Annotated in this window: 11 protein-coding genes; 7 read left to right on the plus strand and 4 right to left on the minus strand. The window is 72.2% G+C overall.

The window, feature by feature from the left end; genetic code table 11:
• Positions 1 to 123: 123 nt before the first annotated feature.
• The 4 genes from ACFTWP_RS07995 to ACFTWP_RS08010 form a co-directional block, all read right to left on the minus strand.
• Positions 124 to 687, minus strand: coding sequence for a hypothetical protein (locus ACFTWP_RS07995; RefSeq protein WP_380263388.1), 564 nt, complete (start codon positions 685 to 687; stop codon positions 124 to 126).
• A gap of 122 nt (positions 688 to 809) precedes the next feature.
• Positions 810 to 2,090, minus strand: coding sequence for an MFS transporter (locus tag ACFTWP_RS08000; protein WP_380263389.1), 1,281 nt, complete (start codon positions 2,088 to 2,090; stop codon positions 810 to 812).
• 108 nt (positions 2,091 to 2,198) lie between these two features.
• Positions 2,199 to 2,720: a chloramphenicol phosphotransferase CPT gene (cpt, locus tag ACFTWP_RS08005; protein ID WP_380263390.1), complete on the minus strand. Its 522-nt coding sequence runs from the start codon at positions 2,718 to 2,720 to the stop codon at positions 2,199 to 2,201.
• 94 nt (positions 2,721 to 2,814) lie between these two features.
• Positions 2,815 to 5,919 (minus strand): amino acid adenylation domain-containing protein, encoded by a 3,105-nt coding sequence (locus ACFTWP_RS08010; protein ID WP_380263391.1) that lies wholly within the window; start codon positions 5,917 to 5,919, stop codon positions 2,815 to 2,817.
• Between the two features lie 940 nt (positions 5,920 to 6,859).
• On the opposite strand from ACFTWP_RS08010, the gene ACFTWP_RS08015 reads away from it, so the two are divergent.
• The 7 genes from ACFTWP_RS08015 (at position 6,860) to ACFTWP_RS08045 (ending at position 16,871) form a co-directional block, all read left to right on the plus strand.
• Positions 6,860 to 7,945, plus strand: coding sequence for a TauD/TfdA family dioxygenase (locus ACFTWP_RS08015; RefSeq protein WP_380263392.1), 1,086 nt, complete (start codon positions 6,860 to 6,862; stop codon positions 7,943 to 7,945).
• Positions 7,888 to 9,105, plus strand: a complete 1,218-nt coding sequence (locus ACFTWP_RS08020) for an argininosuccinate synthase domain-containing protein (RefSeq protein WP_380263393.1) — start codon at positions 7,888 to 7,890, stop codon at positions 9,103 to 9,105. The genes ACFTWP_RS08015 and ACFTWP_RS08020 overlap by 58 nt, the downstream gene beginning before the upstream one ends.
• Positions 9,102 to 9,785: a cyclase family protein gene (locus tag ACFTWP_RS08025; RefSeq protein WP_380263394.1), complete on the plus strand. Its 684-nt coding sequence runs from the start codon at positions 9,102 to 9,104 to the stop codon at positions 9,783 to 9,785. The genes ACFTWP_RS08020 and ACFTWP_RS08025 overlap by 4 nt, the downstream gene beginning before the upstream one ends.
• Before the next feature lie 50 nt (positions 9,786 to 9,835).
• The gene (gene gntD / locus ACFTWP_RS08030) at positions 9,836 to 10,861 is read left to right on the plus strand and encodes a guanitoxin biosynthesis L-enduracididine beta-hydroxylase GntD (protein ID WP_380263395.1); all 1,026 of its coding nucleotides are present in this window, start codon (positions 9,836 to 9,838) and stop codon (positions 10,859 to 10,861) included.
• A gap of 253 nt (positions 10,862 to 11,114) precedes the next feature.
• Positions 11,115 to 13,937, plus strand: coding sequence for an AMP-binding protein (locus ACFTWP_RS08035; RefSeq protein ID WP_380263396.1), 2,823 nt, complete (start codon positions 11,115 to 11,117; stop codon positions 13,935 to 13,937).
• A gap of 1 nt (position 13,938) precedes the next feature.
• Positions 13,939 to 15,549: an MBL fold metallo-hydrolase gene (locus ACFTWP_RS08040; protein WP_380263397.1), complete on the plus strand. Its 1,611-nt coding sequence runs from the start codon at positions 13,939 to 13,941 to the stop codon at positions 15,547 to 15,549.
• The gene (locus ACFTWP_RS08045) at positions 15,546 to 16,871 is read left to right on the plus strand and encodes an acetyl-CoA carboxylase biotin carboxylase subunit family protein (protein ID WP_380263398.1); all 1,326 of its coding nucleotides are present in this window, start codon (positions 15,546 to 15,548) and stop codon (positions 16,869 to 16,871) included. Before ACFTWP_RS08040 ends, ACFTWP_RS08045 begins: the two co-directional genes overlap by 4 nt.
• Positions 16,872 to 16,908 lie beyond the last annotated feature (37 nt).

Below are 16,908 nucleotides of genomic sequence, written 5' to 3' on the forward strand. Positions count from 1 at the left end.
GGGCGTGTTGTCGCCGCCCGGGCGGGGGGGGTGTGCTCTTTATGGTGTGGGGGGGGGGGGGCTCGCGGGGGGGGGGGGGGCGCGCCCGCCGGCGCCGCCCCCCCCCCCCCACGACCCACGGGGTCAGAGCCAGCCGGAGCGGACCAGCGCCTGCTGCTGCCCCTCGGCGGGGGCGGGCGGTTCACCCTCCGGCGGGTTGCCGAGCTCACCCGCCCGCACCCTTTCGAGCAGCCTGCGGGTCGCGTCCACGATCTCGGGCGCGGCCCTGCGCAGTTCCGCCGCGTCGAGCGGACCGGCGGTGTCGGTGGGGAACCCGCCCGTACGCAGCAGGCCGTCCAGATCGGCCAGCCGCTCCCCCAGCCACCCCAGCGGGTCGGCGGAGAGCTCGCGGACGAACACCCGGTCACCCGGGTCCCATCCGGTGAACACCGGGTGGTGGTGCGTGCGGTCGAAACTGCCCGGCTTCCCGTCGACCGACTCCAGGAAGTCGGCCCGCCAGACCGGCCGGCCGACCGCGATCGGGTAGGCCGCGTAGATCGAGTCCACGAGCTGACCCTGCTCGACCGTGCGCAGCTCCAGGCGGACCCCGTGCTCGGGGCTCTCCTGCCCCTTGATCGGTTCGGGATCGACGAAGTACAGATCCCCCACCACGACGCCCACCCTGTCGAAGGCGAACAAGTACAGCATCCACGTCTCCTCTCGCGTCACCATCGGACCGGCGCGGGGCGTATCGCCCGGCAAGGTCCCCGAGTACCCGTACCCGTACTGCCGCCTCCAGCCGAGCAGTCGCCGTCGCCGTACCGGCGCCCCTAACCCGGTGGCCGGTGCGGGCCGTCACGGGCCGCGGCCGTCGCGGGGGTTCCGCGCAGACCGAACCACAGCAGGACGGCCACCGCGGAGGTCAGCAACGCCGGGGAGAAGCGCAGCAGGTGCTCGGGCAGTGCCACCGACCAGCCCAGCAGCAGGGAGGACAGCGCCGCACCGCCCAGGATGAAGGCGCGCATCACCGCGTTGACACGCCCGGCGAGTTCCTCCGGGATGGCGCGGAAGCGGTACTCGTTGGTGGTGACGTTCATCCCGCCCTCGCCCGCCATCAGGGCGCAGAAGCCGAGCACCACCACCGCCGGCCACGGGGCCAGCAGCGCCGCGCAGGACACCGCGCAGACGGTGAACCATCGGCCGATGCGGCGCTCCCGGGGTGCGGCGGTCCAGATCCGGCCGCCGAGCCACGCACCGAGCGCGCTGCCCCCGGCTCCCGCGGCCAGCACCGCGCCCGCCCAGCCGCTGGACCAGCCCCAGGTGCGGCTCGCGAGCACCAGGAGGACGGTCGGGACCGCGCCCGCACCGAGGTTGTAGACCGAGAGCACCAGCGTGAGCCGCGGGACGCCCCGGATCCGCAGGAAACTGCGGAAGCCCTCCAACTGCAGGTGCAGGAAGCCGCGTTCGACGGACGGCTTCGCGCCGCGGGGCAGCGCGAGCGCGACCAGCGCCGTCACCAGGAAGGTCGCCGCGTCGATCCACAGCGCCCAGTACCCGCCGACCGCCGCCAGCACCCCGCCGGCGATCGCGGGTCCGGCGCAGCGGGCCAGTTGCGTGGTCGCCCCGTACCTGCTGTAGGCCTCGGTCATCCGGTCGGCCGGCGCGAGCGCCGGCAGCAGGCCGAAGTCACTGGTCAGGTTGGACGCCACGGTGGCGCACCCGGCCACGAGCAGGACGACCAGGACGAGCCCGACCTGGTGCGCCGTCAACAGCAGCGGCGTCAGGGCGATCAGGACGCCCTGGACGATCTCGGCGACCATGAAGACCCGGCGCCGCTCGTAGCCGTCGATCAGGGTGCCGACGAGCGGTGACGCGACGAACGGCAGGTACTGCACGCCGAGGCTCAGGGTTGCCAGGACGGGTGAGCCCGTACCAGCCAGGATCGTCCACGGCATCGCGAGTTGCAGGAAGGTGTCTCCCAGTTCGGACACCGACGCCGCGGAGGTCAACAGCCAGAACCTGCGCCAGGACGTCTCCTCCGAACGCGGTCGCTCCGGTGCCGGGGCCGTGGCCGGGGCCGTCTCGGCCCTCTCCGGGCCCGTGGTGCTCATCCGCTCTCTCCGTTCGTCACCGTCCGGCACGTCGCGCCCCGGGGTCCCGTCCGGGGCGCCGCCCCGCGCGGGTGGGTGCGCCCGCCGTCGGATGCACCCACCGGCAGGTCAGTCCACGTGCTGGGCGATGGTGCGGGCGCAATGGAGGGACTCGGTGTGGGTGGTGTCGACCTCGACGTCGTAGACGACGCCCTTGTGCACGACCTCGGCCTGCCCGGCCGCCATCCCCGGCACCCGGTCGCCCCGGGCCGTCTCACGGGCGGCGGCGATCTCCGGATCGCAGTGCACGCCGACCCAGAGCACCTCCAGACCGTCGAGGTGCGCGCGCAGGCGCTCCTGGTCGGTCCGACCACCGAGGAACACGTCGTCGATGATGATCCGGGCGCCGGCCCGGGCCATCGCGGCCACGCCCGTGGTCCAGGCGGTCTCGACCTCGCGCCAGCCGGCGCCGAGGACGACCTCGCCCTGTTGCCCGAACGCGACGCCGGAACCCGAGTCGGTCAACGACGGGGGCAGCCGGTCGATCAGGTCGTCCACGCCGAGGTTGATCCAGGGCCGGGGCAGGATCGCCTTGAGACAGCGGGAGATTCCGGACTTCCCGGAGCTGGATCCACCGTTCAACACAATCACTTGAGTACTCACGTGACGAACTCGCCTTTCAGGGTTGTGCGTTTCATCGTCGGACGGACCGGTCCGCCGGGTCGGCGGCCTCGGTCGACACGGGTCACAGTGTCAGGATCCGACCGGGGTCGGCCGTCAACTCACGGAGGATGTCCAGGTATTCGGCCAGGAACCGTTCCGCGGTCGGTTGTTTCAGGACATCGGTGCTGTACGGGAGCACCACCAGCAGTTCGTCCTCGACCTCGTTGACCTCGATGGTCAGGTCGGCCTTCGCGGTCCCGTTGTCCACGAGCCACGGCACGGCATGGGTTCCGGCGAGCCGGGCCTGCGGGCGCAGCGGTCCCTGGTAGGCCAGGACCACCTGGACCAGGGGTTGGCCCGAGGCGCCGGCTCTGGCGCCGAGGGCCCGCACCACGTCGTTGAACGGGACGTGCTGGTGCTCCAGCGCCTCCTGGACCTGGTCGTCGAGGTCTTCCAGCAGCCGCAGCGGGGTCCGGTCGTCGAGGGCCACCCGCACCGCCACGGTGTTGGTGAAGAAGCCGACGACCTCCTCGGACTCCTGGTTCGGGCGGCCGGCGATGGGCGACCCGATGAGCACGTCCCGCTGCCCGGTGTGCCTCGCCACCAGGACGGCAAGGGCGAGCAGGCAGACGGCGTACGGTGTGCTGCCCGAACGGCCGGCCAACTCCTCGACGGCGCGCCGTAGTTCGGCGCCGGTGCGCCGGATCGGCCGCGCGCCGAGGTAACCGAAGGCGGGCGGTCGCGGCACGTCGGCGGGCAGCCGGACCTCGGTCGGCGCTCCGGCGAGCAGGTCGCGCCAGTGTTGCAACCCCGCGGTGAGCGCGGGGTGCCCGGCGGTGGCCCGCTGCCACCTCGCGTGGTCGCGTGGCCGCAGCGCCGTGTCCGGCGGCGCGGGCGGGGCGCCGCCCTCCAGGCGCGCGGCGTAGCAGCGTGCCAGGTCCTGGTCCAGCACGTCCTGCGACAGGCCGTCGGCCACGGTGTGGTGGGTGACGAGGACCAGCACCCCTTCGTCGGGCGCGGTACGGAACAGGATCGCCCGGAGCAGCGGCGCCCGGCCCAGGTCGAAGGGCTCGGCACCCCGGGCGGCGGCGCGCCGGGCCGCCTCCGCCAGGGGATCGGCCGCCCCGGTCAGGTCCTCCTCGACGAGTTCGACGTGCACCCTCGGCGCGATGTCGACGCGCAGGTCGGCGCCGTCCAGGTGCAGGCTGCTGCGGAAGGCCTCGTGGCGGTCCGCCAGGTCCTGCACGGCCTGCCGCAGGGCGGGCAGGTCGAGTCGGCCCTTCAGGTGGAGGGCCGAGGTCTCGTTGTAGGCGACGGACGCCGCCGGCCTCAGCCGGGCCTGCGTCCAGACCCGCCGCTGGTGCAGCGAGGCCGGGTGGGAGGGTCCCGCGTCCGTTCGGGTGAGCGGCGGCAGCGCAGACCGCGGCGGGGCGTCGGCGGACAACAGCGCGGCCGTCCCGGCCAGCGTGCGGGTGCTCAGCACCTCGCGCACGGTCAGGGGGACGCCGAGCTGTTCGCGGATCCGGTTCTGCACGCGGATCGCCTGCAGGGAGGTGCCGCCCAGGGCGCGGAAGCCGTCGCTCCTGCCCACCTGGACCACGCCCAGCACGTCCTCCCAGATCCGGGCGAGGTCCGCCTCCGGTCCGGCGTGCGGCGATGTGAACGGGGCCCGGCCGCCGGCCACCGGCAGGGGGTGCGTGCGCAGTGCGGCCAGGTCGACCTTGCCGTGCTGGTTGAGCGGGAGGGTGTCCAGCCGAACGACGAACGACGGGACCATGGGCGGGGGAAGCTCCCGGTTCAGCCGCTCGGGGAGGTCCGCCTCGATCCCGGGAGGGCCGACGACGAAGGCGACGAGCCGGGCGTCCGGTCCGTCCCCCTGGACGACCACCGCGCACGACCGCAGGCCCGGATGGGTCGCCAGTACGGCCTCGACCTCGCCGCGCTCCACCCGGTGTCCGCGGACGTTCAACTGCCCGTCCACCCGGCCGAGGAAGTCCAGGTTGCCGTCGGGCAGGAGCCGCACGCGGTCACCGGTGCGGTAGAGCCGGGCACCGGGGCGGTCGCTGAAGGGGTCGGGCGGGAACTGTCGCTCCGTCAGGTCCGGCAGCCCCCAGTAGCCACGGGCCAGCCCCTGTCCGCCGACGTAGAGTTCACCGGGTTCACCCTCCGGTACCGGCCGCATCCGCTCGTCGAGGACGTGCAGCTCCCGGCCGGGCAGGGCCCTGCCGATCGGGGGTGCCTCGCCGGGGCGGCGCTCGTCCGAGGCGCTGGCCGCGACGGTCACCTCGGTGGGGCCGTAGAGGTTGATCAGCCGCCGGCCGCTGCCCCAGCGTTCGGCCGTCTGCGGCTGGCAGCGCTCGCCGATGTAGGCCAGGGTGTGCAGGTCGGGCAGGGGCGGTTCCTCGACCAGTTCGGCGAGCAGGGCCGGTGGCAGCATCGCCCCCGTGACCCGCGCCTCGTGCAGGAACTTCACCAGGTCGGGCCCGCCGGTCTCGACCGTGGTGGGCGGGACGACGACGGTGCCGCCGGCCGCGAGCACCGCGTAGATGTCGAGCGCCTGGGTCTCCCAGGTCAGCGGGTAGAACTGCAGGAACCGGGTGCCGGGCCCCAGCCGCAGGTAGGGGGTGATCATTCCCATGAACCAGGAGACGGAACCGTGCTCCGCCATGACGCCCTTGGGGCGGCCGGTGGTACCCGAGGTGTAGGTGAGGAAGGCGAGGCGATCCGGGTCTCCGGCAGGTAACTCCGGTTCCCTGCTGACCGGTTCGGGTTCACCCTGCTCGTGCGATGCCGGTGGGCGGGCCAGGTCCTCGGCGGTGAGCAGCGGGATGCCGCTCGACGGCACCGCGGTGCACGTCGCCCGGCTGGCCACCGCCAGCCGGGGGCGGACGTCGTCGAGGATCCAGCGCAGTCGGGCCTCGGGGTGGGCGGGATCCAGGGCCACGTAGCTGCCGCCGGCCTTCAGGATGCCCAGCAGCAGCACCACCATGGCGACCGAGCGCTCCAGGCACACCGCGACGAAGACGCCCGGCTCGACGCCCTGCGCACGCAGCCGTCGTGCCGCGGCGTCGGACCGGCTCTCCAGCTCGGCGAAGTCGAGGTGATCGGTGCCGTCCTCGACGGCCGGGAGCCCGGGGTTCGCCGCGGCTCGTTCGGTGATCAGGCCGTGAATGGTTCGGCGGCTCATGTGCGAGATTCCACGATGGGTTCTTTCCTCTGCAATGTGCACTGACTGCACCACGGATCGCGAGACGTCGGACGGTTGGGAAGAACTGCCGGAGCGATGCATGACCGACCCATTGCCGACGGAATGCGCTGCAATCGGACATTCGGGCCGGGAGCCCGCGTCGGTACGGATTCCACGACACCGCGACAGGTGCACGCACGACGCGGATATCAGCCCGCGCGACACGGCGCGGGCGGCCGAAGGCCGAATCCGCGCGCCTTCGTCGGACCGGCAGGGGTCACACCGAAACGGGACACGGAAGGTCGCGACAGGAACGGGAGACAGCGGACGGTCCGGGTGAATTCGTGCCGGCCTTCACGGAATACCCTCCATCGACGCCATTCATGGCCATGCCCACGGCCTACCGGACGGAGTGTAGATTGGGTCCGTGCGCATGGCAAGCATTGGCCGGCAGTGCTCTCAGGTCTCCCAAGTCCCTTGCGCCACGCAGTGATTGTCTGCTTTGATGCTGAGCAGGGAGCAGGCCCCCTGATGCATGGGAGTCATTGTGCACGGCAGTTGTCGAGCTTGACTCGGATTGCGCCGCCAACACTCACGTCGTTGCGCGCCCCGGCATCCCGGTAGTGCCCTTCCCGCAAGCCGCCGCCTCGTCCGGCCGCGGCCGATTCCAGCCGTCCTGAGCTGCGGAAACCCCTTCACGCCACCCCGCGACGAGTGCCGTCCGGATTCGGCGCGCGTCGTGGGATTCCCGTCGGGCCGGCGCATACCGCCCCAGCCGCGCTGAATTCGGACGGCCACACCTCGGGTGCAGTTGTGACGCCAAAGGAGGAGCCTGGTGTATCAGGTACGAGAACAGCTGTTACCTCAGGACACATTACCGTTACCGCACGACACATTAGGAGGAGAGAGCGCCGGCGACGGCCCCGGCTCGCTCCGTGACGTGACGGTCACCCTGACCGACACGGAAAGGGACGCGGCCCACGAGGAATTCGCCGCGAGCGCCCGCTCGATGAAGTCCCGGGAACTGGACGACGAGGAGCTGCTCACCGCGGCCGAACTCGCCGGAAACATCCTGCCGAACCGGATGCTCCAGGCACTGCGCCGGTTCCGCCGACACGGCAACGAAGCGGGCGTCGTCCTCCTGCGGAACATGCCGACCGACATCACCGTTCCCCCCACTCCGGTCGACGGGTTCATCCCGCACTGGGCCGGCATCCCGGTGACGACCTTCACCCAGCTCGCGGTGGCGTCGATCGTGGGCGATGTCATCGCCTATGCCGACGAGAAGGCCGGCAGGATAGTCCAGGACGTCGTCCCGGTGGCGGGCGCCGAGGCGCGCCAGGAGAATTCGGGAACCGTCTATCTCGAACTCCACACCGAGGACGGATTCCACCCGTACAAACCGGACTTCATCACCCTGGTGTGCCTGCGGCCGGACGTCGAGGGCAGGGCCCGTACCGTCGTCGGGGCCGCGGCCCGGGCCCTGCCGCTGCTCTCGGAGCAGACCACGGCGCTGCTGCGCGAACCGCTCTTCCGCCTCCGGGTGAGCAGCTCGTTCGGGGACGGCGGCGCGGACTTGCGGACCGACCCGCTGCCGGTCCTGTCGGGCTCACCCACCGCCCCCGAACTCCTCGCCGACTTCCACGCCATGGAGCCCCTGGGGGACGACGCCCGAGCGGCCCTGGACCAGCTGAAGTCCGCCTTCCTGGCCACCCTGCGGGGCGCCGTCCTGGACGTCGGCGACATCCTCGTCGTTGACAACCGCACGGCCATCCACGGGCGCTCGCCGTTCGCCGCCCGCTTCGACGGGACGGACCGCTGGCTCAGACGCTGTTTCGCCGTCCTCGACATCCGCCGCTCGCAGGCCGCCCGCGCCCCGGGTTCGCGGGTCTGCGCCCCGCTGGCGACCATCGGGCTCTCCGCCGCTCCGGCCGGCTTCACCCCCACCACTCGAATCGAGGACCCGTCGTGCACCGGTTCATCACCAGCCTGGAGGAGCTCGCCGAGCACCCGCCGCGCCATCTGATCCTGCTCTACTCCGGCGGGGTCGACGGTACGTACCTGCTCCAGCGGCTCCAGGAACTGGGCACCACCGTAACCGCGTTGAACGTACGGATCGGTGACCCGGAGCCCTCGGCCACGGCCGCCGCGCAGGCCCGTCTATTCGGTGCGCGGTTCGTCGACGTGGACGTGACGGACCGGTTCTTCGCCGAGTTCGCCCCCGCAGCGGTGCACGCGGACGCCCTGTACCAGGAGCAGTTCCCGGTCGGTTCCACGCTCACCCGACCGCTGATGGCGCAGACCGCGGTGCGCGTGGCCCGCGAGCACGGCGCCGACGTGATCGGCCACACCGCCACCTACATGCAGAACAGCGCGATCCGGCTCAGCGGCTCCATCGCCGCGCTCGACCCCGGGATCGGCATCGCCGCGCCGTTCCTGGGCTCCGACCTGCCGCGGGAGGCGAAGCTCGCCGCCCTGCGCGACGTCGGCGTCTCGTTCCCCGAGGGCATCCACAGCATCGACGCCAATCCCTGGGCGCGCGTCATCGAGTGCGGGTCGCTGGAGAGCCCGGAGAACCGCCTGGACGAGAGCGTCTTCCGGTGGACCCGGAGTGTGGACGAGGCACCCGACGACCCGGTGGAGATCGCCCTCACCTTCGAGGGCGGCCTGCCGGTCGCCCTCGACGACGAGCCCACCGCCTTCGGCGACCTCGTGAACCGGTTGAACGAGCTCGCCGGAGCGCACGGCGTCGGCCGGTCCTCGGGTCTGGAGGACACGCCGTTCGGCGTGAAGAACCACGAGGTCCGCGAGGCTCCCGCCGCCACCGTCGTCACCAAGGCGCACCAGGTCCTGGCGAACGCGGTGTACACGGCCCACGAGCACGCCGTGCGCGGCGGCATCGCCCGGGAGTGGACCGGCACCGTGGTCCAGGGCGGGTGGTTCAGCCTGCTCGGGGAGAGCCTGGCGAAAGCCCTGGCCGACCTGGACCAACCGCTCACGGGAACGGTGCGACTGCGGCTGCACAAGGGCACCCTCACCGTGCTGAGCGTGGCCTCGCCGAACGGGCTCTACTACACGCGGCTCGGCAAGGCCTTCCACGAGTCGATGCACGAGTACTCCTACACACCGTGGCTGACCCTGGCCACCCTCCCCAGTCGACTGCGGCGATTCGGAGACCCGGAATGAGCGACGGCAAGCGGGACCTGGTAGACCTCTCGCACGTGGTGCGCGAGGGCATGACCACCTACCCCGGACTGCCCGGGCCGGTGATCGAGGACCACCTGTCACGGGTGGACTCCCGGGGCAGGTACGCCCCGGGCACGGAGTTCCAGATCGGGCGCATCACCCTGGTGGCGAACACCGGGACGTACGTGGACGTCCCGTTCCACCGCTTCGACGGTGGAGCCGACCTCTCCGAGGTGCCGCTGGCCCGGTTCGTCGACCTGGAGGGACTGGCGATCTCCGTCCCCGCCGGCAGCCCGCGGAGCATCGGCCCGGAGGCCTTCGAGGGCCTCGAGGTGACCGACCGGGCCGTCCTCGTGCACACCGGCTGGGACCGGCACTGGGGCACCGATGCGTACGGCGACGCCGAGCACCCGTTCCTGTCCGCGGCAGCCGTCGACTGGCTGGTGGAGCGCCGTCCCGCGGTGGTGGGCATCGACTCGGTCAACATCGACGACCTCGCCGACCTGACGCGTCCCGCCCACACGGGCCTCCTCCGCGCCGGCATCCCCGTGGTCGAGCACCTGAGCGGCCTCGACCGGGTGGTGGGCCGCGAGTTCAGGTTCCACGCCGCTCCGCTCGCCGTCGCCGGGATGGGCACCTTCTCGGTGCGGGCGTACGCACTCGTCGACGGACAGGACTGACCGGCACACCGCGAGCGCAGCAATTCACCCCTTCTACGGAGGTCGTGGACATGGAGAAGTACCACCTGGACGCCCAGGCCAACGATGAGATCGACGCCCTCGTACGGGAGTTGACCCGCGAGGTGACGAGCGTGCACGACGCGGACTTCCACCGGAGGGCCGCGGTGAGCGCACACGAGCTTCCCAGAGAGCTCCGTGCGGCGCTCGTCGAGTTCCGGCTGACCGAGCCGTCCGGGGGGTTCCTGCTGTCCGGGATCCGGGTCAGCGACGATCTCGGCCCCACTCCCGCGCACTGGCACCAGCCCGAGGGGGAGGTGTCGGGGGCGCTCCGGGAGGAGATCGTCTTCGCCCTGGTCGCCCAGCTCCTCGGCGACCCGTTCGGCTACGCGACCCTGCACAACGGGCTGCTGATGCACAACATCGTGCCCATCAAGGGCCACGAGAAGGAGCAGATCTCCTCCGGGTCGGCCGAACTGCTGGAGTGGCACACCGAGGAGGCCTTCCACGCCCACCGCTCCGACTACACCGCGCTGATGTGCCTGCGCAATCCCCACGAGGGCCCCACCACGTACGCCGAGATCGCCGATCTCGACATCGACGACGCGGACCGGGAGATCCTCCGGCAGCCGTTGTTCGCCACCCGGCCGAGCGGATCGCACTCCGCCGAACGCAACGCCTACACCGACCTCCTGCCGGCCGACCGGCACGCCCGCGCCCGGAAGGCCTTCGACGGCATCGAGGAGCTCCACCGCGAGCCGGTGGTGCAGAGCGTGCTGTCCGGTGACCTCGCCGAGCCCTACCTGTGCCTGGACCCCGACTGCATGACGCCCCTCACCGAGGAGGCCGCCGGCGCGCTGGAGCGGCTGTGCGGCGAGGTCAACCGGACGATCCAGGACGTCGCCCTGACCCCCGGCGACATCCTGTTCCTCGACAACAGCAAGGCCATCCACGGACGGAAGGCCTTTCAGGCGCACTTCGACGGCGGGGACCGCTGGCTCAAGCGCATGAACATCACCCGGGACCTGCGCCGGTCACGCTCCCGTCGGCTCTCGGCCGACGGCCGGGTCGTCTACTAGGGCCCGTCCGGCGGATCTTGGCGGATCGGCGCGCGGGGTCGGGCGCCCGTCTGGGCGTGCGCCCGGATCGTCCTCGTACTGGACGTACTTGAATGATTCGGGCGTGCGTCCAGACGGGGGCACCTCCCGGCCGAAGGCTGGGGGAGGATGATCCGGCGTCGCGCGCCCGGCAAGATCCGCCGGACAGGCCCTAGGGCCCGCTCACGAACTGGTCCGGTCCACCGCGTTCAGCAAGTCGAAAGAGGGTTTCTTCGTGAAAGTGCCTGCCTTCGTCACCCAACTCCTCGGGCGGCGCGGCGACCTGGTGGCGCTGGAGTCGGGAACGCAGAGCTGGTCGTATGCGGAACTCGACGAGGCCACCCGGGAGCGCGCGGCGCACCTGCGCCGGCTCTGCCCGGACGGCGGCCGGGTGGTCCTGGTGGGGGAACACACCGCCGAGGCCGTGATCTGGGCGCTGGCGGTGCTGCGCTCGGGGCTCGTCCACACCCCGCTCAATCCCACGCTGCCGGTGGAACGCCTGCGGGAGGCGATCCGCGTCGCGGCTCCCGCGCTCGTCCTCTGCTGCACGCCGGAAGCGCGCGACGCGCTCCGGGCGGACGGTCGGGAGCACGCTCCGGCCGTCCGGGTGCTCGGCGCCGAGGAGATCGCGCCCGCGGCGGGGGCGGCGGGTGGCGCCACCGAGGCCACACCCTCCTCGGAGGTGGCGTACTCGATCTTCACCTCGGGCTCCACCGGCCTGCCCAAGCTCGTGAACGTGGGCCATGCCGGTGTCGAGAACCTCTGCCGGGCCCAGACCCGGCTGTTCGGGGTGAAGCCGGGCAGCCGGGTCCTGCAGTTCTCCTCGCTCTCCTTCGACGCCGCGATCGCCGAGATCCTGGTGGCCCTGTACGCCGGCGCGCGACTGGTGGTGCCGCCCCGCGAAGGGGGCTCGTGGCTCAGCGCGGTCGGGCGCCACCTGCAGGACCACGGCTGCGACGTCATCACGCTGCCCCCCTCGGTCTACGCTCGCCTGGACGACGAGGCCCGCAAGGCGATCGGCACCGTCGTCTTCGCCGGCGAGGCGCTGTACGAGGGGGAGTTCCGCGCCGCCGCCCGCTACAGCCGGGTGCTGAACGCCTACGGCCCCACCGAGGGCACGGTGTGCTTCAGCGTCGCGGAGCTCTCGCACTTCTCCACCTCGGTGGGCCGGCCGATCGACGGCTACACGGCCCGGGTGTACGACCCCGCGCGCGGCTACGCCGCCTCGGGGCGCGGTGAACTCGTCCTCGTCGGCCCCGGAGTGGCCCTCGGCTACGAGGGCTCGAACGCGCCGTCCCCCGACGGCGCGGGCCCGTTCACCACCGTCGACGGGTCGCCGGCCTACCACACCGGCGACGAGGTCGAGTTCCGCGGCGGCGAGGTGTTCTACCTGGGCAGGCTCGACGAGCAGATCAAACGGCTCGGCCACCGGATCGGCCTAGGCGAGCTGGCCGGCAGGATCGCCGGTCTCCTGGACGCCTCGGCCGTGCTCCTGGAGGACGGCACGTCGCTGGTCCTCGCGCACACCGCCGCCGCACGCCACGAGGGCGAGCTGAAGGCCCGGTTGCGCCGGCTGCTGCCGCCCTGGGAGGTGCCGGACGTGCTGTTCGCACTCCCCGAACTGCCGCTCACGGACAACGGCAAGACGGACCGGGCGGCCGCCCTGGCCCTCGTGCGCCGAGCGGCCGGCCGCGCGGAGACCGGTGCCCACGGGCACGCCGCGGGGGCGCTCGCCGAGGACGACGGCGCGATCGTCCACGCGGTCGTGGCCGGCGTCCTGGGCGCCGAGATCGAGCCCGCCACCTCGGTCTTCGACGCGGGAGGGGACTCGCTCGCACTCGTGCGCATCCAGGTCGAACTGAGCTCGATCTACGGCAAGGACACCGTCCAGTCCGTCTTCGACCTGCTCAACTACGACTTCACCGTCACCGACTTCATCGCGGGCCTGCGCGCCAGGTCCGGGGCCGAGGACGGCGCGGAGCCGGCCGCGACACCCGCGCACGACCCCGTCCCGGGCGTGTTCGCCGCCGTCGCAGCGGAGCTGGCCGAACTGCCGGCAGTACTCGACGCCCTTCGCCCGGCGCCCTCGGGCGGCCGGGAGGCGCGCCGCGGTGTCACCCTCACCGGTGCGGGCGGCTTCATCGGCGGGCACGTCCTGGACCGCCTGCTGGGCGGGGGGCGCCGCCTCACCGTCCTCACCACGAGCGACCCGAAGGAGCTGGTGTCCCGGCACGGTGCACGCTTCGGGCGCTCCGCCGCCGACTACGCGGACATCGAGTTCCTCGGCTACGGGGACGCCGACCGGCTCGGCCGGGGCGCCGGCGGCGGCGCGGGCGAACGCTGGGGCCCGGTCGTGCACTGCGGCTTCGAGGTCAACCACCTCCTGCCGCTGGAGCGTCAGTTGAACGGCAGCATCGCCTCCACCCGTACCCTGGTGCGCGCGGCGGCCGCGCTGGACTCACCGCGGTTCGTGTTCCTGTCCGCCGCCTCCGTCGGCGCCCGGTTCGTCCCGTTCACCGAGGCCGCCCTCGCCGCGGTCGCAGACCCGTACTCGCAGGCGAAGTTCGTCGCCGAGGGGTACCTCGGGGCGCTGGGAGGCGAGCGCTCCCGGGTCGACCTGGTACGCGCCGGGCTGGTCTACGGGCACACCGACGGGGACCGCGCCTTCCTCGAACGGGACGTGTTCGCCCAACTCCTGCGGCTGTCCCTGCGCCACGGGTCGCTCCCCCGACTGGAGGGCCTCGTGCCGGTCTGCCATGTCGCGGACGTCGTCACCACGCTGCTCACGGCGGCCGACTCGCAGGGCCCGGCGGAGGCCGCCGTGCTCGTGCAGCGCACCTACGGCATCGAGGAGTTGCGCACCGAACTGGGCTTCGCGCCGCACCAGGTGGTGGACCCGCAGGAGTGGCTGGCGGCCGTGACGGCGGCCGGCACCGCGGAGCTCCCCCTGCTGGCGGCGCTCCGCCAGTGGCTCGGCCCGGCGGGCTGGAGCGAGCAGGTCCGCAGCACGGACCGACCGATCGTCCGGGAACTTCGGCAGAACCACCTTGGGAGCTGACATGGCCTCACCACCGCTTCTCTCGCTGAGGCGCAACGTCATCGCGGAGCCCGCCGTGGCCGGCTGGTACGCCTGGTCCTACCTGCTGCCGCCCTTCACCCTGGCGAAGTACCTGAAGGGCCACTACCGGAACATCGTCGAGTCCTACCTGGCCCAGCCCGAGGCCCACCGCACGGCGCTCGAACAGGCCCGGTTCCAGGGAGGGCCGTTCGTGCACGGGCGCGAGGGCTCCTACGAGCGGATCCGCGGCTGGTACGAGTCGACCGCCGAGCAGTACGCCCCGCTCTACGAACTCGCCGACGCCATCGACGAGTTGGAGCAGAAGATCCTGCCGGGGCTGGACGGCGCCTCGATGGAGCCGGTGTACCGGGAGCTGCCCGAACCGCTCGCGGGCCGCGTGGAGCTGTTCTACAACCGCGACAACCGGACCCCGGACTACCGCTTCATCGAGCCACTGTTCTACGCCTCCCCGTACTTCGACCCGGGCCTGCAGCAGGTCCGCTTCTCCACGATCGACCGGGACGCCAGGGAGTTCGCCCTGACGACACCGGTGCTCGAGTACACGCCCGAACAGGTGCTGGTGACCGTTCCGCTGGCCTCGCCGCTGCTCGACCGGGTGTTCGCCGGCGGCCTCGGCCCGCAGGAGCTGGACCGGCTCACCGCGGACCTCGGCCTCACCGGGGAGCGCGCGGAGACCTTCAAGGACTTCTTCGAGCCGACCCCCGAACCGGCGGCGACCGCCCCGCAGCACGCACCGGACACCGTCGAGTACGTCGGCCACGCCTGCGTGTTCGTGCGCCACCGCGGCACCACGTTCCTGGTCGACCCGGTGGTCAGCTACAGCGGCTACTCGCACGAGAGCGACGGCCGGTTCACCCTCGACGACCTGCCCGAGCGGATCGACCACGTACTGATCACCCACAACCACCAGGACCACATGCTCCTGGAGACGCTGCTCAGGATCCGGCACCGGGTGGGCCGGGTCGTCGTCGCGAAGTCCACCGGCTCCAGCCTCGTCGACCCGGGCCTGACCCGGATCCTCGCCGCGCTGGGCTTCCGGGACGTCGTGGAGCTCGACGACCTCGACACCCTGGAGACGCCCGGCGGCACCATCACCGCCCTGCCCTTCCTCGGCGAGCACGGCGACATCCGGATCCGGACCAAGTGCGGCTGGCTGCTGGACCTGGACGGCACCCGCATCCTGTTCGCCGCCGACTCCACCAACATCTCCCCGCAGCTGTACGCGCAGGTCGCAGCCACGATCGGACAGGTGGACACGGTGTTCATCGGGATGGAGAGCGTGGGCGCCCCGGTCAGTTGGCTCTACGGACCGCTCTTCCCGGAGCGCCTGGAGCGCAGGCTCGACGCGGGCCGCCGCCTCAAGGGCAGCAACTTCGAGCAGGCCGCGGCGATCGTCGACACCCTCCGGGCCCGCACGGTGTACGTGTACGCGATGGGCCAGGAACCCTGGCTGGGCGCGGTGATGTGCGTCGAGTACGACGAGCGGCACCCGGCGATGATCGACAGCGACAAGCTGGTGGCCTACGTGCGGGAACGCGGGGGAACGTCCAAGCGGCTCTACCTCCAGGAGTCGATGGCGGTCCGCCCGTGAGCCCTGCTCCGCCCCGCCCGGCGCACCGCGGACAGCACGTCGTCCACGTCGGCTTCCACGCCTCCGACGCCCACGCCGTCGACTTCGACGCCGACCGCGTGACCGCCGTCATGCCGCGCGCGAGCGCCGGCCGACTCCCCGAGGCACTCGCCGCGCGCTTCGCGCGGATCGCGCTGCTCGACCTCCCGGACACGGACGACCTGGACACCTACGACCACGCCTTCGAGCGCATCCGCGACCTCGTCGACACGCTCGCCGGTGAGTTCGGCCCGCCCGCCGCGGTCGTCGGGATGTACGAACACACCACGCTGCCGGCGGCCCGGCTGCGCGAGCACTTCGGACTCCGGGGCACGACGGTACGTACGGCGCTGCTGTGCCGGGACAAGGTACCGATGAAGGAGGCGGTGGCCGCCGCCGGCGTCCCCGTACCGCGCTTCCTGCCCGTCGGCCCCGGGACGGGACGGACCGAACTGGAGGACTTCGCCGCCCTTGCCCGCGGCCGGATCGTGCTCAAACCGCGCAGCCAGGCCGCCAGCAGAGGCGTGCGCGTCCTGGACGACGCCGCCGCCCTCCTGGAGCTCGCCGCGGCGGACGGCCTGGAGGCCGGCTACGAGGCCGAGGAGTTCATCACGGGCTCCATCTACCACGTCGACGCCGTCGTCCGGGACGGCGCCATGCGCTGGTTCTGCGCCTCGCGCTACCTGGACAGCTGCTTCGACTTCCAGTACGGGAACGCCCCGTTGGCCGCCGTCACCGCGGACGACCCGGCCCTGGTGGCGCGCATCCGCGCCTTCACCGCGTCCGTGCTGAAGCCCCTGGGGCTGCGGGACAGCGTGATCCACCTCGAACTGTTCCACACGCCCGACGACGAGCTGGTCTTCCTGGAGATCGGCAACCGTTTCGGCGGCGCGGGCGTCCCCTGGCACCAGCGCACCGCGTTCGGCGTCGACCTCGTCCGGGAGGCGGTGCTCGCCTGCCTGGGAAGGCCCTCCGAGGTGCGCACTCCCACGTCCCTGCTGGACCACCGGGGCTCCTCCGGCTGGCTGTACGTACCGCTGACCGTGCAGGAGCCCCACGTGGTCAGCCGGATCACCGGGCTCGACGAACTCCCCGATTCGGTACTGGACAGCCGGACCCCCGCCGTCGGCGAGGTGCTGGAGCCGAGCGGGGACGTCTGGCCCAACGCCGGCCGGTTCCTGGTCGGCGGCCGGACCTCGGCCGAGGTCGAGCGGGACATGACGCGGATCGTCGCCACCTACGCGCTCGCCACGACACCCATCGCACCCGCCGCATCCGCCGCATCCGCCGCACCAACGAACTGACGAACTGACGGGCGCCCGCCGTTCGCCCCCCGCCCGT

Source organism: Kitasatospora sp. NPDC057015, from assembly GCF_042673745.1.
In the GTDB taxonomy this organism is placed as follows: Bacteria; Actinomycetota; Actinomycetes; order Streptomycetales; family Streptomycetaceae; genus Kitasatospora.